This is a genomic window from Enterobacter cloacae complex sp. EB5, from assembly GCF_031432835.1.
Taxonomy (GTDB): Bacteria; Pseudomonadota; Gammaproteobacteria; order Enterobacterales; family Enterobacteriaceae; genus Enterobacter; species Enterobacter hormaechei_C.
On record NZ_CP133860.1, the window covers coordinates 84,564 to 108,074 of the forward strand.

17 protein-coding genes, 1 other RNA gene and 1 pseudogene are annotated in these 23,511 nt (G+C 55.7%); 7 read left to right on the forward strand and 12 right to left on the reverse strand.

Going from position 1 to position 23,511, the window contains the following annotated elements; genetic code table 11:
• Positions 1–16 precede the first annotated feature (16 nt).
• Both RHN82_RS00480 and fdhF read left to right on the forward strand, forming a co-directional pair.
• Positions 17–295 (forward strand): biofilm/acid-resistance regulator YmgB/AriR, encoded by a 279-nt coding sequence (locus RHN82_RS00480; protein ID WP_003857748.1) that lies wholly within the window; start codon positions 17–19, stop codon positions 293–295.
• Positions 296–488: 193 nt separating this feature from the next.
• Entirely contained in the window at positions 489–2,639 is a 2,151-nt protein-coding gene (gene fdhF / locus RHN82_RS00485; RefSeq protein WP_047051445.1) for a formate dehydrogenase subunit alpha, read from the forward strand.
• A gap of 49 nt (positions 2,640–2,688) precedes the next feature.
• Here fdhF and RHN82_RS00490 read toward each other — a convergent pair.
• From RHN82_RS00490 to RHN82_RS00515, 6 genes and pseudogenes are all read right to left on the reverse strand, one after another.
• A pseudogene (locus RHN82_RS00490) lies at positions 2,689–3,342 on the reverse strand (helix-turn-helix transcriptional regulator).
• Between the two features lie 41 nt (positions 3,343–3,383).
• Complete coding sequence (locus RHN82_RS00495; protein ID WP_047051447.1) at positions 3,384–3,896, reverse strand: fimbrial protein; 513 nt, start codon at positions 3,894–3,896, stop codon at positions 3,384–3,386.
• A gap of 11 nt (positions 3,897–3,907) precedes the next feature.
• A complete protein-coding gene (locus tag RHN82_RS00500) occupies positions 3,908–4,855 on the reverse strand; it encodes a fimbrial protein (RefSeq protein WP_047051448.1) in 948 nt (315 codons plus the stop codon).
• Position 4,856: 1 nt separating this feature from the next.
• Positions 4,857–7,400, reverse strand: a complete 2,544-nt coding sequence (locus tag RHN82_RS00505; protein ID WP_047051451.1) for a fimbria/pilus outer membrane usher protein — start codon at positions 7,398–7,400, stop codon at positions 4,857–4,859.
• Between the two features lie 27 nt (positions 7,401–7,427).
• On the reverse strand, positions 7,428–8,105 hold the full coding sequence (locus tag RHN82_RS00510; RefSeq protein WP_047051453.1) for a molecular chaperone: 678 nt from the start codon (positions 8,103–8,105) through the stop codon (positions 7,428–7,430).
• Positions 8,106–8,162: 57 nt separating this feature from the next.
• Complete coding sequence (locus RHN82_RS00515) at positions 8,163–8,693, reverse strand: fimbrial protein (RefSeq protein WP_045347448.1); 531 nt, start codon at positions 8,691–8,693, stop codon at positions 8,163–8,165.
• A gap of 354 nt (positions 8,694–9,047) precedes the next feature.
• On the opposite strand from RHN82_RS00515, the gene RHN82_RS00520 reads away from it, so the two are divergent.
• Entirely contained in the window at positions 9,048–9,707 is a 660-nt protein-coding gene (locus RHN82_RS00520) for a winged helix-turn-helix transcriptional regulator (RefSeq protein WP_047051455.1), read from the forward strand.
• A gap of 77 nt (positions 9,708–9,784) precedes the next feature.
• Entirely contained in the window at positions 9,785–10,414 is a 630-nt protein-coding gene (locus RHN82_RS00525; protein ID WP_047051456.1) for a helix-turn-helix domain-containing protein, read from the forward strand.
• 46 nt (positions 10,415–10,460) lie between these two features.
• Here the strand turns inward: RHN82_RS00525 and RHN82_RS00530 are convergent, their stop codons facing one another.
• From RHN82_RS00530 to RHN82_RS00540, 3 genes are all read right to left on the reverse strand, one after another.
• Positions 10,461–10,655 (reverse strand): YdiH family protein, encoded by a 195-nt coding sequence (locus RHN82_RS00530; protein WP_003857766.1) that lies wholly within the window; start codon positions 10,653–10,655, stop codon positions 10,461–10,463.
• Between the two features lie 85 nt (positions 10,656–10,740).
• Positions 10,741–11,151, reverse strand: coding sequence for a 1,4-dihydroxy-2-naphthoyl-CoA hydrolase (gene menI / locus RHN82_RS00535; protein WP_015570720.1), 411 nt, complete (start codon positions 11,149–11,151; stop codon positions 10,741–10,743).
• Positions 11,148–14,204, reverse strand: a complete 3,057-nt coding sequence (locus RHN82_RS00540; protein WP_047051457.1) for an FAD-binding and (Fe-S)-binding domain-containing protein — start codon at positions 14,202–14,204, stop codon at positions 11,148–11,150. Before RHN82_RS00540 ends, menI begins: the two co-directional genes overlap by 4 nt.
• Before the next feature lie 199 nt (positions 14,205–14,403).
• Here RHN82_RS00540 and ydiK point away from each other — a divergent pair, with 199 nt between their 5' ends.
• Together ydiK and rprA are read left to right on the forward strand one after the other, a co-directional pair.
• Entirely contained in the window at positions 14,404–15,519 is a 1,116-nt protein-coding gene (gene ydiK / locus RHN82_RS00545; RefSeq protein ID WP_045911644.1) for an AI-2E family transporter YdiK, read from the forward strand.
• Between the two features lie 209 nt (positions 15,520–15,728).
• Positions 15,729–15,836: antisense sRNA RprA (gene rprA / locus RHN82_RS00550), an RNA gene on the forward strand.
• 5 nt (positions 15,837–15,841) lie between these two features.
• Here rprA and RHN82_RS00555 read toward each other — a convergent pair.
• From RHN82_RS00555 to ppsA, 3 genes are all read right to left on the reverse strand, one after another.
• Positions 15,842–18,217, reverse strand: coding sequence for a glycoside hydrolase family 3 N-terminal domain-containing protein (locus RHN82_RS00555; RefSeq protein WP_047051458.1), 2,376 nt, complete (start codon positions 18,215–18,217; stop codon positions 15,842–15,844).
• 3 nt (positions 18,218–18,220) lie between these two features.
• Positions 18,221–19,621 (reverse strand): MFS transporter, encoded by a 1,401-nt coding sequence (locus RHN82_RS00560; RefSeq protein ID WP_047051459.1) that lies wholly within the window; start codon positions 19,619–19,621, stop codon positions 18,221–18,223.
• Positions 19,622–19,855: 234 nt separating this feature from the next.
• Positions 19,856–22,234, reverse strand: a complete 2,379-nt coding sequence (ppsA, locus tag RHN82_RS00565; RefSeq protein ID WP_023296353.1) for a phosphoenolpyruvate synthase — start codon at positions 22,232–22,234, stop codon at positions 19,856–19,858.
• Positions 22,235–22,569: 335 nt separating this feature from the next.
• Between ppsA and ppsR the strand changes: the two genes are divergently transcribed.
• Positions 22,570–23,403, forward strand: a complete 834-nt coding sequence (ppsR, locus tag RHN82_RS00570; protein ID WP_017384644.1) for a posphoenolpyruvate synthetase regulatory kinase/phosphorylase PpsR — start codon at positions 22,570–22,572, stop codon at positions 23,401–23,403.
• Positions 23,404–23,511 lie beyond the last annotated feature (108 nt).

Consider the following 23,511-nt stretch of genomic DNA (forward strand, 5'->3'; position numbering starts at 1 on the left):
GCTACGGTGAGAACAAATGAGACAAAATATTCAGCTTCAACCCGAATACCACTCCGCCTTTTTAGATAGCGCGTTGTCGGAGTATTTCCGTCACGCAGGCGATCGCTTTGCTGAAGAGTCTGCCATTTTTTCGACTGCGGTTCGTTGTGTTCTCGCTTCCGAAGGTCATCTGACCAACAAAGCGATCATTCTCTGGCTGATCCAGACGCTCGAATCCACCGACGATGTCGTTAAGGCGGATGTGATCCGCAAGACGCTGGAAATTGTCGTCGGTTACACCATGGACGATCTTTAACGCCTCTCTCTTCCCATCTTTGCGGATAGCGTGTCATCGTCAATTCTGACGAACAGACTGACGATGACACGCCCTCTTTTGCATAACACCCTGTTAATGAAGCACCCTGAATGTGGCATGGATCCTGCTTAGTCCGCTAAGGGACTGGGCTTTCCAGTAAACAGTGCTTCATTTCTTAACAGGTCTGTTATTGATGAAAAAAATCGCCAGCGTCTGCCCCTACTGCGGTGCAGGCTGCAAACTAAACCTCGTCGTTGAAAATAACCGGATTATCCGTGCCGAAGCCGCTGATGGCGTAACCAATCAGGGCACGCTTTGCCTGAAAGGGTACTACGGCTGGGACTTTCTTAATGATACACGGCTGCTTACCCCCCGCCTGACGCAGCCCATGATCCGCTACAGTAAAGGTGAGGCCTTTACCCCTGTGACCTGGGAAGAGGCCATTCGCTATACCGCTCACAGGCTTAAAAGCATCAAAGAACAGTACGGCCCTCGCTCCATTATGACCACGGGTTCCTCGCGGGGAACGGGCAATGAGACCAACTATGTGATGCAAAAATTTGCCCGTGCGGTGCTGAATACTAACAACGTCGACTGCTGCGCCCGCGTCTGTCACGGTCCGTCCGTTGCCGGTTTACAGGAGACCCTCGGCAACGGCGCCATGAGCAATTCCATTAACGATATTGAAAACTCAAAATGCCTGCTGGTATTCGGCTATAACTGCGCCGACTCTCACCCCATCGTCGCCCGACGCGTGCTTAAAGCACGTGAAAATGGCGCTAAAATCATCGTCTGCGATCCGCGTCATATTGAAACGGCACGCATTGCCGATCTTCATCTTCAGTTAAAAAATGGCAGTAACATGGCGCTGGTCAATGCCTTTGGCTATGTCCTGCTGGAAGAGGAACTGTACGACAAAAACTACGTTGCCCGCTTTACCGAAGGGCTTGAGGCGTACCGGCTGACGGTAAAAGATTACGCCCCCGAGCAGGTTGAACATCTGACGGGGATCCCCGCGCGGGATGTTCGTCAGGCAATGCGCATGTTCGCGGCGGCGCCTTCAGCGACGGTGATGTGGGGAATGGGCGTCACGCAGTTTGGTCAGGCGGTCGATGTGGTGAAAGGTCTCTCCAGCCTGGCGCTGCTGACCGGCAATCTGGGCCGCCCTGCCGTCGGCGTGGGTCCGGTTCGCGGACAAAATAACGTTCAGGGTGCCTGCGATATGGGCGTTCTGCCCAATATGTTCCCCGGCTACCAGGACGTCACTGATCCGGCGGTCAGACTGAAATTTGCCGATGCGTGGAAAATCAATGTCAACCGGATGGACGATCGCGTCGGAACGCGTATCACCGAAGTGCCGCATCTCGCGCTGGAAGGTAAGATCAAAGCATATTACATCATGGGGGAAGATCCGCTTCAGACAGAAGCCGATCTGGGTCTGGTCCGCCGCGGCGTTGAGGCGCTCGATTTTGTGGTGGTTCAGGACATCTTTATGACCAAAACGGCAGAGGTGGCTGACGTGCTACTCCCTGCCACCTCATGGGGAGAACACGCCGGTGTATTCACCTGTGCCGATCGCGGCTTCCAGCGATTCGGCAAAGCCATTGAGGCCAGCGGCAACGTGAAGCGCGACTGGGAGATCATCAGCCTGCTGGCCACGGAGATGGGCTATCCCATGCATTACGAGGATAACCAGCAGATCTGGGACGAAATGCGCGAGCTGTGCCCCCTCTTCTACGGCGTGACCTACGAAAAAATGGGTGAGATGGGCCATGTGCAGTGGCCCTGCCCAACCCTCGATCATCCCGGCACGCCCTACCTGTACAAGGATAATCAGTTCGACACCCCCACTGGCAAAGGCCAGCTATTTGCCGCCCCCTGGCGCGCGCCGGCGGAGACACCGGATGCGGATTACCCGCTGGTACTGTGCACGGTGCGCGAAGTGGGTCACTACTCCTGTCGCTCAATGACCGGGAACTGCGCGGCGCTGCAAAGCCTGGCCGACGAGCCGGGCCAGGTGCAGATCAACCCGGCCGACGCGGATGAACGGGGGATTGCCGAGGGCCAGCTGGTCTGGGTGCGTTCACGCCGGGGTAAAGTGATCACCCGCGCCAGCATCAGCGAGCGCATCAATGCGGGAGCAATCTATATGACCTACCAGTGGTGGATTGGCGCCTGTAATGAGCTGACGCAGGATAATCTCGACCCGATCTCCAGAACGCCGGAAACGAAGTATTGCGCCGTGCAGCTGGAGGCGATCGAGGACCAGCGCTGGGCGGAGGATTTTGCGGCCTCCGCATACCAGACCATGAAGACGCGGTTGATCGCTGCGGTTAACGTTTAAATGCATTGCCGGGTAGCTATCGCTGCCCGGCCCGCTATCCGCTGCCGTTTCAGGCTATTTGTTGTGCATAATTATTTTCCAGGTAATCGCGAAGCAGGTTCGGACGGCTCTTTTTCTCCATCAGCCTTCTCAACAGTACGATCAGCTCGTAATCGCTTCGCAGATTAAATTTCTGCATCATCATATATTTATGGGTAAAGACCGTTTTTTCGCTCATCTTCAACGCGTTCGCGGTCTGCACCACCGACAGCCCCCGGTAAAAATTGACCATAATACGAATCTGTTGCCGGGATAAATCTTTATGCTGGCAGTCGAAACAGGTCTTTTTATTCTAGGTGTAACCCGGTAATTGCGTTGCGAACCACGCAATAAACAGAACGCCGCTTATACGATCAAGCGACGCCCGGCGTGGGAGAAAAATGATGTCCTGAAAGCAGGAAGGCAGCGCCGAAAAGCGCAGCTCATCGTCAACGAGACCTATCACAATGCCTTTTTGCCGGGCCAGTAACTCCGGAAAACAGGTCAGCGTTTCCCCCTGACATAATGAAAGAACAATAATATCGGCCTGGCTGACGTTTTCATTGGTCAGCGCCAGGTGAAATGTAATGGAGCGATGAAAGTTATGCTTAAAAAAATCTTCGAAAAAGCTCTGTAGCCCAGCCTGAAAAAACAGATCCGTTTCCTGAATCAGAATATTTAACATAGTTCACACCAACGTCTTTAAAAAAGGCTTATCACCGGCATTCAGTTGTACTGCATCGTCATCATAACAACCGCACTGATGCTTCCCGGCGTGGCGCCGCCCGTCATGGATGTTACCGAGGCCAGCATAGCCAATGTCGCGGTTCTGTCCGCGGCAATGGTCTGGGTCATGCTTGTGCCTGTTCCTTTGAGCGTACCGGTTTGGGCATCGCGCATGGCTATCGCCACATGCGTGGCCGAACCACTGTTCATAAAATAGTCCGCGCCCGCCTCGGGATCGGGGCTGCCGGTGAAAGCGACGGTCACACTCTGCGTTCCCGTTGGGCACTGGGTAAACAGCAGACTGAAAGGCACCGGATCCGATGTTGAGCCCGGCGTCGCCATATTGGTTGCCTGAATATTGCCCAGATTGACATCGAGGCTGTTATTGCCGCCATTAAATATGCACGGCGACGCCACGATATTTCCCGTCACACCGATGTTGATGCTATCAGCGGAGCATACCTTCCCGCTGAGTAAGGCAAGTAAAAGCAGTGTCCAGCATCTTATTTTCATCTTCTTACCTGCTACTGGTAGGTCACATTAAGGGTGGCGGAGGCATTCGCTGAACCTGACTCCACGCGGGTTAACGTCTGGTAATATCGGGCCGTTAGTGGCAATGTCTCTTGCCCCCCGGCAGACTGCCGCAAAAATAGTCGGCTGTTCATCACCAGCGGTGCACCGTTATAGATAAGCTGCACCCCCACCCCTTTTGCAGTGCCGGCATTTCCTTGCCCGGTTAAGGCCATCACGCTGGTATTGGCGCTGTCCGGATTCTGTATTCCACTGAGCGAGACCGTAATATTGGTTCCGGCGGCGCAGGTCAGGCCCAGGTTTTGCGTGTTCTGTGCTCCCGCGGGCGTGGTGCCCACCACGGTGCCGAACGCCGAAGCGGGAATATCCCCTATCGGAAACGTCAGCTGGGCCGTATTCACCGTGCACGCCAGAGCATTGATGGTGCCGGAGGTGAGCTGCGTGGTCAGACCGTCACGGTAGAGACCGTCGCTTCCCTGAAGCGTCACGACGCCAATCACCCCCGGCGTTAATGCCCCCGATGAGACCGGCCCCGTCACCACCAGCTCAATCCTCCCACCGTACCAGTCCACATAGGAGGTCTGCGCATTGTAGGAGAACGTATTGCTCGGGTTTTCAAAATAGCCGTTGGAAGAAAAGCGTATCCCTATCCCGCTGATGTTCGTGTTGTAGACATGGTTGCCGTAGCTGCTCAACGTGGCGCCGTTGTAGCGCATGCTGAATCCCAGCATCAGCGGATTCGTACACCCGGTAAGATAGGAGCCTGTGGCTGACGCCGCGCCGGAAAATACTACCGTGCCGACAGGCGCATCGCGCTGCACGTTGATCGTCCCCACGGACAGGGTGGAAAGCTGCGGGGTGATGGTGGTGCAGGTACCGGCCCGAGCCATATTTGCCGCCGCGAGCATACAGAGCAGCAGCATCGCCTTAAGACATTTCATGTTAGCGTTCCTGACGGCAGGTGGCGCGCATATCAGCGATCCCACCGTACGTTGAATGATTCGGCAGCGTGAAATCAGCGCGGCATTGCTGGCTGGCCTGACTTCCCCATGTGGCGACTAACGTTCCCTGCTCGCGCATCCCGGTTAAATAGACCTGACCGCGATCGCCGACAATAAAACTGCCGCTGTCATCACCCACAAGGGTGACCACCGCCCCAAACGGAACGGCGCGATCGTTGTCGGTCAGGGTCATCAGCACCCGGCGTCCTGACTTCGGCAGATAATCGGCTCTCACCACCGCTCCCCGCGTCGGCGTCACCGTGCGGGTGTTGATCTCCAGCTCAACATCGTCCGGCATATTTTCCGGATCGAGGGTGAGATCGTTTTTCCGGTAGACAGAAAGGTTGCTCACGACCGTATATCCGCGAAAATCTGTCCGTACACCGGGCTGATTGCGGATATCCACGTCGTGGGCGCCAGGGGCTTTGATTAAGACGCTGGTCTCCCCCAGCGGCTGGGAAAGCGTGATGCCATCAGCATGGGCGAGAATGCCGCCTTGCAGCCCGTAATTCAGGCGTTCACTGTTTTTGTCATAACCATAACCTGCCGTGACTTCGCCATAGGTGCCTTTGTAATCCGCGTTCACGTTGCCGGTATAGCCCACGCCCTCTGTGCCATATCCCTGCTGTACGTTCCAGCTCAGGGAACGATTTTCGAGCGCCACTCCGTTCAGGCCGACGTTATGCGTCGTCCCGTTATGCTTACTGGCGTTCATGCCATAGTTAGCCCATGTCTGCGGCAAAAATTTATCCAGCGGAATGCTGACGTTGAACGCCAGAAGCTGGTCGTGGTCAGCGTTTTTTTGGCTGTCGCGGGTCTCTGACGCTGAGCGGACATTTTTGCTGTAGGTCCATGTCAGGCCATAGCTGATGTTGTGCCAGTAGTTGCTATAGCCGACGCTCCACGACGCCATCGATTTACCGTCATTCCAGTAATCTTCCCGCGCCGCACTGAGGGTAAGCGCGCCCAAGTTGTCCCCCAGCGTCTGGCTCATCGTCAGCTCGGCACGGTTACGTCGCCTGTCCTGAAGCGCGCTGCTGTCGCCGTACGAATCGAGGACGTCCTGCATCCCGTAATAGCCGCGGGTCGAGTAGCGATACCCGGCAATCGAAAAGTTCGTCCCGGTAGTGATAAAATTCTTGCTGTATCGGGCCCGCCACGACTGACCGCTTGTTTTCGCGGTATGCTCCGGCGTTGACCAGCCCTGAGTGACGTCTGCGGATACTGCCCCGAGATCGCCCATGTTCTTGCCCACCCCCAGAGCCGCTGACTGGTACTTATCTGCCCCCTGACCGCCGCCATAAAGCGTGATGCCGTGCGGGAGGCCGTAAATTCCGGTCAGTTGCCCGAAGGGGGTTTTCTCCACGCTACGGTTATACGAGCGATACTGCCCGGCGGTAAGGGCATATTTCAGGCGTCCCTCCCGTTGCAGGACCGGCAGCGAAGCGTACGGCAGGGTGAAATGTTGCTCACTGCCATCGGCTTCGACGATCGTGACATCAAGATCGCCCGCGCCGCCGGTGGGATACATATCCGCGATCTCAAACGCGCCCGGCGCCACATAGCTTTGGTAGATTTGATAGCCATTCTGACGCACCACGACCTGCGCGTTAGTTCGCGCAATACCGCGCACCACCGGCGCATAGCCTTTCAGGGAATCCGGCAGCATATCGTCGTCGGACGCCAGCTGGACGCCGCGAAACGGCATGCTGTCAAAGACATCGGCAGGCGCGGAACTGTCTCCGAGCGTAAGCTGGGCTTGCAGGGGAATAATCGCGCGCTGCATCAAGGTATAGACGTTATCCCACTTATCCTGGCCGGACGCATCGCGGGACCAGGTGGTGTAGTTGCGTAACCGCCAGGGACCGACGTTGATCCCCGGCCGCAGGTTTGCATACTGGTTGTCGCTGCGGGTGCCTGCCCCGCTTCTTGCCCGGCTGTTCGCCCCGCTCAGGCTGTAGTTCAGCATGGCCGCGGTAATGCCTTCATCCCACATATCCGGCGGAACGTAACCTCTCGCTGGCAGGTCTATGGCCGCCTGTGGGATGCTGATCGCCAGGCGCTGGGCGCCAAACTGGAAATCCGCGCTGGCCTGTGGAATCGCCCTGAGATCGGCACATTCACCTTCCCCGGCGGCGAGCTGCGGGAAAAGCGCCGTTTTCACGCCCCACGCTTTTAACTGCCCGATACTCAGGCACGGCTGCAACGTTTCACTGCCGTTAGCATCCTTCACTGCCATAAAACGAATATCCCGCGTTTCCAGCAGCCGATCGTCAAGAATAATATCAACATGGTATGTCCCGGGCGCCTGCGAGCCGGATTCAAAGGCAGATAAATCCGCTTTTCCCATTCCGGGATTATCCAGCTCTACCAGTTCCGTATTAAACGTCTCACTGGCATACAGCGTGGGAGAGACACCAGCAAGCGCGAGAGCAATAAATATTGCCAGACGCGCAGGCTGCATTGTATTCAATGCCGTTGTCATGACGAGCACCTGATTAACGCAGAAGGATCACAAACTGGCCCGGTGTAATTCGCCAGGGCTGCCATAATCGTTAATGACTTTAAACGTCAGCGTATTGCCAGTGCTTCCATTCGGTAACGGAAAACGGGCTGAGCCTGAAGGCATCACGTACGTGACATCGTCAAGTTTCTTATCACCCAACGTAATTTCATTGAAATTGATAACGTACGGCGTAGGGTTATTAACCTGAAGCGTATTTCCCGCACGACGCCAGGTTAATTTATTGGCCTGCTCCTCGGGGGTAGACGCACGAAGCGTCTCTGGCCGGTAAATTAATTTGATGCGCGTTTTGACGGCAATTTGCAGCGAGTTCATCTGCTTTGAGGCTGACGGAATAGCTTTAATGTTCAGCCAGAATAAACTCTCCTGCCCCTGAGGCAGCGAGCCTGTCATGACTATACGCTCAAGGTTTTTTTGCCCGCCGTCCAGCCGATACAGCGGAGGGGTGATAATAAAAGGCGCTTTACCCGATTGTTCATCCTGAACATCTATCCACGACTGGATTAAATAAGGAACGTTATCAGGATTCGTAATATTTATTGACGCCTCTTTTTTAGCCCCATCAAAAATAACACGGGTGCCGCCAATAATTACGCCTGCACTGGCGGATGTTAACGTCAGCGGTAACAGCGCCATAGCCAGGCCCGTTGTCGTGATAAAACGCATTTTTTTACCTCATAAAACAAGGGGCCGGGTGGCCCCCCGCTAATTACTGCCATTGACTTAGTTGTACACCACAGAGAAGTTTGCGACCGAGTTAGCCGGGCCCGCGGTAACGGATGCCGCGGTGGAGATATACTGCGCGTAGAAGTTCAGCGTATTATCAGCCGTACTGCTGAGTGGGTAGATATAGCTGTTGCTGCCGTGCAGCGGCAGATCGGCTTTATCTGCCGTCATCAGGTTAATCGCCACCCCGGTGGCCGCCCCCGCCACGGACGTATCAATCGCCAGCAGGCTGGCGTTGGTTAAATCCGGCGTGCCGTCAAAACGGACTTTTGCATTGGTGACCGTTACCGGACAGTTTTTCAAAATAATATTAAATTGCGTCGCAGCCGTTCTCGCCCCGGTTGTCGGGAATTCCGTTTTATAATAATCGCCCAATACCACCACCTGATTCTGGGATGCCACATCAACGTCGCAGGCAGAATCCAGAATATTTCCGTTAAAATTAACGGTACCGGCCGCTGCGAATGCATTGGTCATGGTGAGTACAGAACCTGCTGCTACCATTGCCATCATCAATTTTTTATTCATAATTTTATATCCCGTATTACTCTATTTATTACCGACATTCAGTTGCAGAAATAAAACCCCTTCCGACGAGTCAAAATTTATACAACTCTTTTTCCGCATACAATCAATTTTGAGGTCTAGCTGTAGACCCCCTTTTAACAAATACAAAACATATTCACCCGAAAATAGCTTAAGAATAATGGCCGCAGTCTACTTTTAGACCTGAATAAAAAAAGTTGCAATTTCAATTAATTAACACTTAAAAACAGATAAGTCTATAATTAGACTCGCTGCAAACATTCCCTGACCTGCTGTTTTTTAAGATAATTCTCTATGCCGATCAAAAAATGATCGCATCAGTCAGTGAGGTCTCAAATGAATACCCGATTCGCGCCTGAGTCAGAAATTGATAAGTCAACGGTGCTCGGCGCTAAGCCTTTTAAGCACATTGAAAAAATAATCGATAACGTTTTGCCGCATGCGGAGAGAGGCATTATTGCCAGAGGGGAAATTATCCATTATTACTCCGGCGATATCCGTCAGTGCTTTTTACTGTTACATGGCAGCGTGGCGTTGCACCGTCGCGGGGACGGTATCGTCCTGAATTCTGAATCCGCGCCATTTATACTCGGCGTGAGCAGCCAGTTTTCTTCTGAGCACCTGTACGTCAGAGCGCTGGAAACTTCAGAGGTGGCCAGCGTTTCGCTGGCGTGTTTTAATCGTATTGTCGCACAGCAGAATTTATGGGAGCACTTCTCAAACCTGCTGATCTATACCGCATCGCGCGTCTACGAACATTGCGCTCAGATATCGCAGATGTCGGCTTATGACATTATTCGCTTTCAGCTGGTCGAATTGATGCAGGAGCCGGAAGCCATAAGACAAAACATTACCGCCGCAGCCTATATCAAAAGCCGCACCTATCTTTCACGCAGCGGCATTATGCGGATCCTCGCGGAGTTGCGGACGGGGAAATACATCACCATGGAGCGTGGCGTGCTAGTGGAGATCCATCACTTACCCCGTAAGTACTGAGGCTGTATTTATCTCTGGAGAAGGTGGAAAAGAAGAGCGACACTATAGAGAGTACTATCTCTTTCCAGGTTAACGCTATGTCTTCTGATAAACCATCGCATCGCGGCTCTCCCTATGCTCAGGAACTGATTTCTCATTTACAGCCGCACTGCGCCACGCATAGAACCGATCCCGGCGAGCAACTTGATCTCCAGGTTAACGGGCAGAGCATGTGTTATTTAATTCTTGACGGCACGGTCGCCATATACAGAAGAAGCGACGACATGATGCTTTCGACGGCGCGCAGTCCCGCCCTGTTTGGTCTCGCTAACCTGACGGACATCTATTTTACCGACTACCTCCGAACGGTAACGCCTTGCCTGATTGGTGTGCTCACGACCGATCGGGTGGCTGAGATTATCAAAGAGAACGCGCTGTGGGGGCTGCTTTCTAATCATCTGATGTTTGTCTATAACCGCCTTTATCACAACGTCATGCCGAAAGGCGCGCCAACCGCGTACGAGATGATTCGCCAGCAGCTCGTGCTGCTGATGCAGGAAGATGACAGCTACCGACGCAGCGTGACGGCGGAAAGGTATATCAGGGATAAAACCCAGCTTTCCCGCAGCGGCGTAATGCGTATTCTGGCTGATCTGAAAACGGGCGGGTTCATCGAAATGGAAGAAGGCCGGCTGATTAAAATTAATAAACTGCCTGCCAGATACTGACTGTCAGGCACAAAAAAGGCCGCGCTTGCGGCCTTTTCTTCACTGCTTAATGGACGTGAACGCCCAACCGCCAGGCAAAGTAGATCTCTTCTTTCAGTTCGTTTGAAGAGAGCGCCAGCAAATCCGTAAATTCCAGCTCAAGCTGTTTCAGCTTTTTCAGGTACTGGGCGGGAGACAGATTGCTTTTATCGCGACGTAAATATTCAATTGCCAGCTGTGTTGGGGTTATTTCAGTATCCATGATGTCCTCGCTTATGTTCAAAACGTGACCAGTATATCACAATCGAGCGGCTAATTTTTGACCAAAAGCAAGACATCCGGAAACTTTACACAACGGCCGTCGTCAGCCTGGATGAACAACACAGGCGATCCTGCTCGTCCAGAATATCAATCTGCCACACCTGATGACGGCTTCCGGCATGCAGCGCCCGGCAGACGCCGCGCACGCGCCCGCTGCGAACGGAGCGGATGTGGTTGGCATTGACCTCCAGCCCCACCACCTTCTGCTCTCCTTCCGTACACAGGTAGCCCGCCACCGACCCCAGCGTTTCGGCCAGCACGACGGACGCGCCGCCGTGCAGCAGGCCAAACGGTTGATGAGTACGGCTGTCTACCGGCATCGTCGCTTCCAGTTCGTTGTCGCCAATGCGCGTGAACTGGATGTCCAGCAAACCGACCATGTTCTCCGCGCCCATGGCATTTAAGGCCTCCAGCGTGACCGCACGTTTCCAGATCATCCGATAATCTCCAGTAAAGCCTGCAATGGATGGCGGACGCCGTTACCTTCCACCCGTTTCACCTGGCTGCGGCAGGAGTAGCCCGTCGCCAGGCAGCGGTTACGTGGCAGGCGCTGCATCGCCTGATGCCACGACAGCTCGTAAATGCCGAGCGAATTAGCGTGGTTTTTGACTTCATGGCCGTAGGTTCCGGCCATACCGCAGCAGCCCACATTGACGCTTTCCAGCTTCGCGCCAAACCGGGCAAAGATAGAAGCCCACTGGGCAGGCGCCGTCGGCAGCGCCGTCACTTCGGTGCAGTGCCCAAACAGGTACCAGGATTCTCCGCTGACCTCCTGAGAAGGCGTTTGCGTCAGCACCGCAGGCAGCCACTCGTGCACCAGTAAGACCTGAAAATCACCGCGCTTATCGCCGAGCGTCTGCTTATATTCATCCCGGTAACAGAGCACCAGTGCCGGATCAACGCCCACCATCGGCATGCCGAGCTGCGCCACGCGATTCAGGAAATCTGAAGTTTTCTGCGCGGTTTTCGCAAAGCGGCTCAGGAAGCCTTTAATGTGCTGCGCCTTGCCGTTCGGGGAGAACGGCAGTACCACCGGCTGATAGCCGATTTTCTCGGCCAGTCGGACAAAATCGGCCACCACCTGCGCATCGTAATAGCTGGTAAACGGATCCTGCACCACCAGCACCACCTTCGCTTTCTGCTCAGGGCTTAATGCTTCCAGTTGTTCCAGAGTCATGTTCGCCGAGCGATGCCCCACCAGCCGACGCTGGAGCGATGGCACCGACAGCAGCGGCAGATCCACCATGCCGATATGTTTTTCAGACAGTTTGCGCACCAGCGGCTGATTGATAAAGAAGTTAAAGGTTTTTGGCGCACGGGCCATCAGCGGCGCGTAACTCTCAACCGTCGCTACCAGATGATCGCGCATCGGGCGCAGATAGCGCGTGTGGTACAGCTGGAGGAAGCGGGAACGGAATTCCGGCACGTCAATTTTAATCGGGCACTGGGTTGAACACGCCTTGCACGCCAGGCAGCCGGACATCGCCTCTTTCACCTCATGCGAGAAATCGTATTCGCCTTTGTTCGCATGCCAGCTGTTGCGGGTGCGTTCGATAAGCCCGCGCAGGCTGGCGCGTTTTTCCGGCAGCTCCTGTTCCAGCTTGAGCGGGTCAACGCCGCGGTCGGCCAGCAGGCGCAGCCATTCGCGCACCAGCGTGGCACGCCCTTTCGGGGAATGAATGCGGTTGCTGGTGATTTTCATCGACGGACACATCGGGCTTTTCACATCGAAGTTGAAGCACAGCCCGTTGCCGTTGCACTCCATCGCGCCGCGCCAGGAGGCGCGTACCGCAATCGGAATTTGTCGGTCATAGGTGCCGCGCTTGACGGCGTCCACCTGCAACATCGGCGCATCAACGCCCTCCGGCGGACAGATTTTTCCCGGGTTAAGGCGGTTATCGGGATCAAACGCGGCTTTCACCTTACGCAGCTCGGCGTAGAGTTGTTCGCCAAAAAACGCCGGGCTGTACTCGGCGCGGAATCCTTTGCCGTGCTCGCCCCATAACAAACCGCCGTATTTGGCCGTGAGGGCCACGACCTCGTCGGAGATCGCCTTCATCAGGATCTCCTGCTGCGGGTCGCACATGTCCAGCGCCGGGCGCACGTGCAGCACACCCGCGTCCACGTGCCCGAACATGCCATAGCTCAGACCATGGCTGTCGAGCAGCGCGCGAAACTCCACAATATAATCAGCAAGGTGCTCCGGCGGCACGCAGGTATCTTCCGCAAACGGAATCGGCTTCGCCGCCCCTTTCGCGTTGCCGAGCAGCCCCACCGCCTTTTTACGCATCGCGTAGATTCGCTCGATGCCGGAGAGATCGTTACACAGCTGCCAGCCAATGACGCCGCCTTCCCCCTGCGCAATCAGCTCGTCCAGACGCTGGCAGAGCGTGCTCACCTGGCTCTCAATCAGCTCTGCGTCATCCCCGGCGAACTCGACGATGTTCAGGCCGAGCATCTCTTTATCCGGCACGTCGGTAATCAGTTCGCTCACCGAATGCCAGACGATATCTTCCCGGGCCAGGTTCAGGACTTTTGAATCGACGGTTTCCACCGACAGCGCCCGCGCCTCCACCATAAACGGTGCATTACGCAGCGCGGAGTCAAAGGAGTTGTATTTGACGTTCACCAGACGGCGCACCTTTGGCAACCGGGTGATATCCAGACGCGCCTCGGTGATGAAGGCCAGCGTCCCTTCTGACCCGGTCAGTACGCGGGTAAGATCGAACTGGCTCAGATCGTCATTAAAGACATGGCGCAGATCGTAGCCCGTCAGGAAGCGGTTGAGCTTCGGGAATTTGTCGAGGATCAGTTCGCGATTTTCACGGCAGCGCTCCAGCACCGTGCGATAAATCCGTCCGCTGGTGGTGCTCTCTTTTGCCAGCGTTTCGGCCAGCTCGACCGGCATCGGTTGGGTATCGAGGATATCGCCCCCCAGCAGCACCGCCCGCACCCCCATGACGTGATCGGAGGTTTTGCCGTAGACCAGCGAGCCCTGCCCCGAGGCATCGGTGTTGATCATCCCGCCAATGGTCGCGCGGTTACTGGTGGAAAGCTCTGGCGCAAAAAAATAGCCGTAAGGTTTCAAAAACTGATTCAGCTGATCTTTGATCACCCCCGCTTCCACACGCACCCACCCCTCTTCCGGGTTGATCTCAATGATGCGGTTCATATAGCGGGACATATCAATGATGATGCCCTGGTTCAGCGCCTGCCCGTTGGTGCCCGTCCCGCCGCCACGCGGGGTAAAGACCAGGGAGCTGAAACGCTCCTGCGACGCCAGACGGGCGATGAGCGCCACATCGGCGGTAGAGCGCGGGAAAACGACGGCATCGGGAAGAAGCTGGTAAATACTGTTATCGGTCGCCATCGTCAGCCTGTCGGCATAATCGGTGGCGGTATCACCTGTAAAACCCTGTTGCTCCAGTGCCTGCAAAAAATTAAGCACCAGCTGAACGACGCCCGGTGCCTGAGAAATCTGTGGGATCATTGCTGTCGACCCTAATGAGAATAGTGTGAAATCGTTTGCGTTGTGTCTGGAAAGTTTTATCACATTTTTTTCTTATGTGCTTCGTAGAATTACGGGCAAAATCCGCCTGTCAAAAATCGCTGAAATCACTGATGATTAGAGAGATGCGGTTTATATTCCCATCAGCCTTGCTGGTGTTCATTTAAGGAAAGTTTCGTTTATGGTCAATCTTCGTCAGCCCAGGGATGTCGCGCAGATACTGCTGTCGGTGCTGTTCTTAGCCATTATGATTATTGCGTGTCTGTGGATCGTTCGTCCTTTCGTGCTCGGATTTGCCTGGGCCGCGACCGTCGTCGTCGCCACCTGGCCTTTACTCTTGCGTTTGCAGAAACTGCTGTTTGGTCGCCGCGGCCTGGCCGTGCTGGTGATGACATTGCTGTTGTTCCTGCTGTTTATTATTCCCATTGCACTGCTGGTTAACAGCCTGGTTGACAGTAGCGGCCCGGTTATTCGCGCGGTCACCAGCGGTGATATGACGCTGCCGGATCTCGCGTGGCTGAACAGCATTCCTGTTGTGGGCGCAAAACTGTACAGCGGCTGGCACAGCCTGCTGGAGATGGGCGGTAGCGCCCTGATGGCCAAAGTGCGCCCGTACATCGGCACAACCACCACCTGGTTTGTGGGGCAGGCTGCGCACATTGGTCGCTTCATGATGCACTGTACGTTGATGCTGGTCTTCAGCGCCCTGCTGTACTGGCGCGGCGAGCAGGTTGCGCTGGGGGTACGTCATTTCGCCACCCGACTGGCAGGTAAACGCGGCGATGCGGCCGTGCTGCTGGCAGCCCAGGCCGTCCGCGCGGTGGCGCTCGGCGTGGTGGTCACGGCGCTGGTGCAGGCGGTGCTTGGCGGAATCGGGCTGGCGATTTCCGGCGTACCGTATGCCACCATTTTCACCGTCGTCATGCTGATGACCTGTCTGGCGCAGCTCGGTCCGCTGCTGGTGCTGGTTCCCTGCATTATCTGGCTTTACTGGACGGGGGATACGACCTGGGGCACGGTGCTGCTGGTCTGGAGTTGCGTGGTGGGCACCATGGATAACGTGATCCGTCCCCTCCTCATCCGCATGGGCGCTGATCTGCCGCTGATTCTGATCCTGTCCGGGGTAATTGGAGGGTTAATTGCCTTCGGCATGATTGGCCTGTTCATCGGTCCGGTGCTGCTTGCGGTGACCTGGCGACTCTTCTCCGCCTGGGTGCATGAAGTGCCAGCGCCGGGAACCGATCCGGATGTCATCTTAAGCGAACTTGAAGAGCTGGAAGACAAGAACGCGCAGTAAGAACGGATGCCGGGTGGCGCTAACGCTTACCCGGCCTACACTCTCCGCAGTAATACTTAAACGTTGCTAAACTATTTATTCTCTGCGCACTGGTCAGACCCGCCTTTTCCTGCCTAAAACCGTCATTCTCTTCAAGAAATCTTTACCTCCCTTTAACTATTGAGACGAATCCGATCGACTCAAAATCCTGGCATGCCTACTATTAAGACACGGTTATAAATCAACACCTTGATTTATAAGCATGGAAATCCCCTGAGTGAAACAACGAATTGCTGTGTGTAGTCTTTGCCCATCTCCCACGATGGGCTTTTTTTTATCCTTTTTACGGCCGTGTAATGTCACAGCGACTGAGCATCCGCCACTCCCCCGCCAGCACCCGCGTCTCTCCGCTTACCTGCACGTTCACCACCGCGCGAATATCCGCCGAGGACGCGCCAACCTGTAACTCAAATTCCCCTGGCTCGACGATTCGCTTTCCGTCCCGGCGGGTGAAATTAAACATCTCCACCGGCAGGGTAAAGGTCAGCGTGGCGGTTTCTCCCGGTGAAAGCGTCACGCGCTGGAACGCTTTCAGCTCCTGAAGCGGACGCACCTGCGTGGCGACCTTATCGCGTACGTACACCTGTACCACTTCGCTGCCGCTGCGCTCGCCGGTGTTGGTGATATCGACGCTTAACGCCACCTCTCCGTCGATCGGGACGCGGCTTTCAGCCAGGCGGGCCGCGCCCCAGCGAAACTGCGTCCAGCCGAGACCGTAACCGAACGGGTAAAGTGCGCCGAAATGGAACGCAAACGGCGTGCCGCCGCTTTTCAGCTTGTGGTTATAGTAGTACGGCATCGCCCCGGCGTTTTTCGGCACGCTCACTACCAGCCTGCCCTGCGGCTCCGCGCGGCCGGTTAAGACATCGGCAATCGCCCAGCCCCCTTCTTGCCCCGGCGCCCAGGCCATTATCAGCGCGGCCACCTTCTCTTCCAGCCCCTGTAGGTTATAAGGCCGCCCGCCCGTCATGACGACAATCACTGGCTTACCGGTTGCCACCAGCGCCTCCAGCAGCTGTTGCTGCACGCCTGGCAGATCCAGCGAATCGGTATCCGACCCTTCCCCCACGGTGCCGCTCTGGAACAGCCCGGCGAGGTCGCCCACGCAGGCCACCACCACGTCACTCTCTTTTGCCGCGCTCACGGCGTCGGGGATCAGATCCGTGCGTTGTGAAACCGGCGATTGCTGCATCGGTTTACCGCCGCTGTCGCCCGGGAACACCGGCGCGCCCGCCATCCGTTTTTCGATAATGTGGCACCCTTTGGCGTAACGTATCTGCGATGCACCAAGGTACTGTTCCAGCGCCGCGCGCGGGGTAGTCACCTGCGAGGTCTCTTCAACCATATCGCTGATGATCAGATGAACCGGGAAGCTGTAGCCGCTCAGCAGCGCCAGCGGATCGTCCGCCGTCGGCCCCACTACCGCTACACGGGGTTTTCCGCCGAGGGGCAAAATGCCGTTATTTTCCAGCAGCGTGATCGATTTTGTTGCCACCTCGCGCGCCACCTGCCGGGTCGCCTCATTCTGCAAATCGATACCGTCTTCGTCGGCGTACGGTTTTTCAAACAGCCCGAGACGGAATTTTTCACTGAGCACGCGCGCCACAATCTCATCCACTTTCGCCATTGAGATAAGCCCACGCTCTACCGCTTCCGCCAGATGACGCGCGCAGTCATCCTTCGGCAATTCCACGTCCAGCCCGGCGTTAAACGCCAGCGCCGCCGATTGTGCTGGATCGTGTGAAATCCCGTGGTGCTGGTGCAGCAGGCTGACGCCGCCGTAATCCGCCACGATAATGCCGTCGAAGCCCCACTGTTCACGCAGCACGGTGGTGAGCAGGAAATGGTCGCTGTGCCCTGGCTGATTATCAATGTCGTGATAGGCTGGCATCACCGAACCGGCGTTGGCCAGCTTCACTGCCATCTCAAACGGCAGCAGGAAGGTATCGTTTAGCTCGCTGAAACCGAGATGGACCGGCGCATGGTTGCGCGCTCCTTCGCTGAAGGAGTGGCCGACGTAATGTTTCAGGGTCGCCAGCAGATCGCGCTTATCGCCCTGCAACCCCTTCACGTACGCCGTCGCCATCACCCCTACCAGCCACGGATCTTCCCCAAAGGTCTCTTCCGTCCGTCCCCAGCGCACATCGCGCGAGACATCCAGCACGGGGGCCAGCCCCTGCTGGCACCCGACGGATCGGGCCTCTTTGCCAATCTGCTCCGCCGCGCGCTGCACCAGCGCCGGGTCCCAGGTGGAACCGTAGTTCAGCGACGACGGGAACAGGGTTGCATCTTTGCACAGCAGCCCCACCAGACACTCCTCATGAAACAGCGCCGGAATGCCGAGCCGGGTCTCCTCCATCATCATGCGTTGCAGGCGGTTGGCGGCACGCACGCCGGTTTTTGCATCAACAATGTGCGTGCCGAGCGGACGGGTGATCTGCCCGACGCCGAGCTTCAGTCTTTCGCTGAGGGACGCCTGTTCGCTCACGCCAGCGAATTCATCGCTCAGATCGCTGCGCTCGCGGTGGTTGCCATGTTCATCGAGGATCAGCCAGTACGCGTGCATCTGGGCAAATTTCTCTTCCGGCGTCATACGCGCCAGTAAATCGGCGACACGCTCGTGTACGGGACGTCCCGCGTCCTTGTAGATCGCAGTCATGGTTTACTCCTGTAGTGCGGATTGGGTTGCCGGGCTGAGCTGCCCCGCATCGTTTCGACTATCGCGTTTGCTGGCCAGCTCGCGGGCGATGCTGTCCACCAGCCGGCTGTTAAGTTTGTAGATGGCAAGGAGCGCCACCATGCAGAGGAACAGCGCGCAGGGGATCAGGGTGAACAGGGCATTGATGGTTGCAAGAACGTGAGGCGCCTGGTTTGCCTGACCGGGAGCGTAATCCACCATGCCAAGCACCCAACCGACCACCGCCCCACCCAGCGCCAGCCCAAATTTGATGGCAAACAGGGCGGTAGAAAAGACCAGCCCGTCCAGGCGGCGGCCGCTACGATGTTCTTCGTAGTCCACCACATCGGAGAACATGGTCCATTGCAGCGGCGTGGGCAGGTTCTGAATAAAACTAAACACAATATTCAGACCGAATATCAGCCACACCTGCGAAGGCGGAATGAAGAAAATCAGCGCGCCAAAAATAACGAAAGAAATAATGGTCCACTGATAGGCACGCACCCGGTCAAATTTCCCCAGCAGGCGTTCAGATAATAATGCGCCGCTTAAGGAGGCCACCATGCCGGAAACAATAAAGGCAAAAACCAGTTCCGGACGTAACAGAACATAGTTAACGTAATACATGGTCGCAGAGCCACGCGTCACGACGGCGGTTAACAGTAAAATATTAAACAGAAAAACAATTCGCCACTGGCTATTGGCGGCCAGCAGTTTTAAATCCGTCAGCATCGAGCCGGAGGTGTCATTGCGCGGCGAGTAACGCTCCCGGGTCATAAAGAAGCAGCAGAAGAATAAAACAATACCCAGCAGCCCCATCAGGCTCATGGCATAGAAATAGCCTTTTTGCACATTCCCCTGGCCTAATAATGAGACCAGCGGCAGCGCGATGACCGTCACAATCAACCCGCCGATAAACGACAGGCCAAAGCGCCAGGATTGCAGCGAGTGACGTTCACGCGGGTCGAGCGTCAGCGCGCCAGGCATGGCACAGTAAGGGACGTTAATCGCGGAATAGATCAGACTCAGGATGGCATAGGTTACGCAGGCATAGACAATTTTCGCCGTCGCCCCGGCATCCGGTACGTAGAAGGTAATCAGGCAGCTCACGCCAAACGGAATGGCAAACCAGAGCAGCCAGGGACGAAAACGACCGTGGCGGGTCTGAGTGCGGTCCACCAGCGCGCCAATGCACGGGTCGACAAACGCATCGACCACGCGCACCACTAAAAACATGGTGCCCATAATGGCCGCCGGCAAACCGAATACGTCCGTATAGAAATAAGCGAGAAATAACGTTGCCGTTTGCCAGACCAGCGCGCTGGCCATATCGCCGAGGCCATAACCTATTTTATCTTTGGTACGTAATACAGAGGAGATTGTCATTGTTATTTGCCTTTTTATCAGGTTAAAACGTATTTCAACCAGTCGCGCATCATCCCGACGGATGTACGCGGTAAGGCTCAAGTATTAGCAACGCCCTGCCCGCTAACAATTGTCTAAATTAACAGATAAATTATGATATTTGGTTTTTTGCTTTATTTGTGATGGTGAGCATATTCGCAAGAAAATAAAAAAGGCGAGGACAGATATCCTCGCCTTTTTCAGGTTGTGCAGGTTTTACTTGTTCAGCTCTGCCAGGCTCAGCCAGGTCTGCACCACGGTGTCCGGGTTCAGGGAGAGGCTATCAATCCCCTCGTCCATCAGCCAGGCCGCAAAGTCTTCATGGTCAGAAGGACCCTGGCCGCAAATCCCGACATATTTACCCTGTTTCTTCGCCGCGCGGATGGCCATGGAGAGCAGCGCTTTCACCGCCTCGTTACGCTCATCGAACAGCTCAGAGACGACGCCGGAGTCGCGGTCCAGGCCGAGCGCCAGCTGCGTCATGTCATTCGAGCCAATGGAGAAGCCGTCGAAGTGCTCCAGGAATTGCTCGGCCAGCAGGGCGTTGGACGGAATTTCACACATCATGATGATCTTCAGCCCGTTCTCGCCGCGCTTCAGCCCCTGACGCGCCAGCTCATCCACCACCGCTTTCGCCTGATCCACGGTACGGACGAACGGGATCATGATTTCCACGTTGGTCAGCCCCATGTCATTGCGCACGCGTTTTACCGCCTCGCACTCCAGCGCGAAGCAGTCGCGGAAGCTTTCCGACACGTAGCGCCCGGCGCCGCGGAAGCCCAGCATCGGGTTCTCTTCTTCCGGCTCGTAGCGTTCGCCGCCCACCAGGTTGGCGTATTCGTTGGACTTAAAGTCCGACAGACGCACGATCACGCGTTTCGGGTAGAAGGCCGCGCCGAGCGTGGCGATCCCTTCCGTCAGACGACCCACATAGAACTCTCTCGGCGAGTCGTAACCCTTCATCATCTCGCGGATTTCGTTTTGCAGTTTTGCGTCCTGGTCGTCGAACTCCAGCAGCGCACGCGGGTGCACCCCGATCATACGGTTAATAATAAATTCCAGACGCGCCAGGCCCACGCCTTCGTTCGGCAGGCAGGCGAAGTCAAACGCGCGGTCCGGGTTACCGACGTTCATCATGATCTTCAGCGGCAGGTCCGGCATGGTATCCACGCTGGAGCTTTTCACGCTGAAGTCGAGGATATCGGCATACACGTACCCGGTATCGCCTTCGGCACAGGAGACCGTCACCTTCTGGTCGTCCTTCATGCGTTCGGTGGCATCACCGCAGCCGACCACCGCCGGGATCCCCAGCTCACGGGCGATGATAGCCGCGTGACAGGTACGGCCGCCGCGGTTGGTGACGATGGCAGCCGCTTTCTTCATGATCGGTTCCCAGTCCGGGTCGGTCATGTCGGTCACCAGCACGTCGCCAGGCTGAATGCGGTTCATCTCGCTGATGTCGTGGATCACTTTCACCGGACCGGCACCGATGCGGTGACCAATTGCGCGGCCTTCCGCGACAATTTTGCCCTGCGCGTGCAGGGTGTAGCGCTCCATGACCTGACCACGTGAACGGACGGTTTCCGGACGCGCCTGCACGATAAACAGCTTGCCGGTGTGTCCGTCTTTCGCCCACTCGATGTCCATGGGACGGCCATAGTGTTTTTCAATCTGCACCGCCTGCTTCGCCAGCTCTTCCACTTCGGCGTCGGTCAGCGAGAAGCGATCCCGCTGCTCCTGCGGCACATCTTCAATGGTGACCTGCTTGCCGTGCTCTTGCGTCGGAGCATAGATCATGCGGATTTTTTTCGAGCCCATGGTGCGGCGTACCACTGCCGGACGGTTAGCCGCCAGCGTAGGCTTGTGCACGTAGAATTCGTCAGGGTTCACCGCCCCCTGCACCACCATCTCGCCCAGACCCCATGCGGAGGTGATAAACACCACCTGGTCAAAGCCGGATTCAGTGTCGATAGAGAACATCACGCCGGAAGAGCCTACGTCGGAACGCACCATGCGTTGTACGCCCGCGGAGAGCGCCACGCCGCGGTGGTCATAGCCCTGATGGACGCGATAGGAGATGGCGCGGTCGTTGAACAGGGAAGCAAACACATGCTTCACCGCCACCAGCACCGCCTCGTAACCCTGGACGTTGAGGAAGGTTTCCTGCTGCCCGGCGAAAGAAGCATCCGGCATATCTTCCGCGGTGGCAGAAGAACGCACGGCAAAGGAGGCCTGCGCGTCGTCAGCGGAGAGCTGGTTGTACGCGTCATGGATGGCTTTTTCCAGTTCCGGCTGGAAAGGTGTGTCGATAATCCACTGGCGGATTTGCGCGCCGGCTTTGGCAAGCTCGGTGACATCATCAATATCCGTTTTATCCAGCAGGTCGTAAATGCGCTGGTTTACACCGCTCTGGTCTAAAAACAGGTTAAACGCATCGGCGGTTGTGGCAAACCCGTTAGGTACGGAAACACCCATACCGGACAGATTTGTAATCATTTCACCCAGGGAGGCATTTTTGCCCCCAACTCTGTCTACATCATTCATGCCGAGTTGGTTATACCAAAGCACCAGCGGTGACGAGCCATTGTTGGACATCGAAACAATCCTTTTGTGATATTTGATCGGAGTAAGAAACACCTGACTACGTATTTATACTGGCATATTTATTTCCGCTAAAAAAACGGTGAATCGTGTAAGCAATTTAAATTTTCAACTTTTCGGACAGTTTCCCGGCACTCGCTAACCCGATGATTCCTATAGATTCCGGCAAAAACCATAGAAATAAAGCCGCTATTCGGAAAATGAAATCCACTTTTCAGGAAAATCAAAAACACCATTTCATTTTAAATTCAGATAAGTTCTTTGCTGTGAAATTAACTTTTTTAATTTATGCTTTCAGGCAATTACGTACGCTATTCAGGGTGGATAAAATGGATAATGCTGTCGATCGCCACGTTTTTTATATTTCTGATGGGACGGCGATTACCGCCGAGGTGCTGGGACACGCGGTGATGTCGCAGTTTCCGGTATCGATAAACAGCATCACGCTGCCGTTCGTGGAAAATGAGAGCCGGGCCAAAGCGGTTAAGGACCAGATCGACGCCATTTACCAGCAGACCGGCGTTCGTCCGCTGGTGTTCTATTCCATTGTGATCCCTGAGATCCGCAACATCATTTTGCAAAGCGAGGGCTTCTGTCAGGACATTGTGCAGGCGCTGGTTGCCCCCTTGCAAAGCGAGCTGAAGCTTGACCCGACGCCGATCGCCCACCGTACCCACGGGCTGAACCCCGGTAACCTGACCAAATACGATGCGCGTATTGCCGCCATTGACTACACCCTGGCGCACGACGACGGGATCTCCCTGCGCAATCTCGACCAGGCGCAGGTGATTTTGCTCGGCGTGTCGCGCTGCGGTAAAACTCCCACCAGCCTTTACCTGGCGATGCAGTTTGGCATTCGTGCCGCCAACTACCCCTTTATTGCCGATGATATGGATAATCTGGTGCTGCCTGCCGCGCTCAAGCCGCTCCAGCATAAGCTGTTTGGGCTGACCATCAACCCGGAACGCCTGGCGGCGATCCGCGAAGAACGTCGCGAGAACAGCCGCTACGCCTCGATGCGCCAGTGTCGAATGGAAGTCTCCGAAGTCGAAGCGCTGTACCGGAAAAATCAAATTCCCTGGCTGAACAGTACCAACTATTCAGTAGAAGAAATTGCCACCAAGATCCTCGATATCATGGGGCTGAATCGCCGCATGTACTAATATGCTAGTACATTAATCCAGTTTCAGTTATTATCATGCCATCCTCGGGGCGACGTGCCCCGAACTTGAAATCAGCAGGGATTGGTTTAAGGTGATGCCCATCACTTC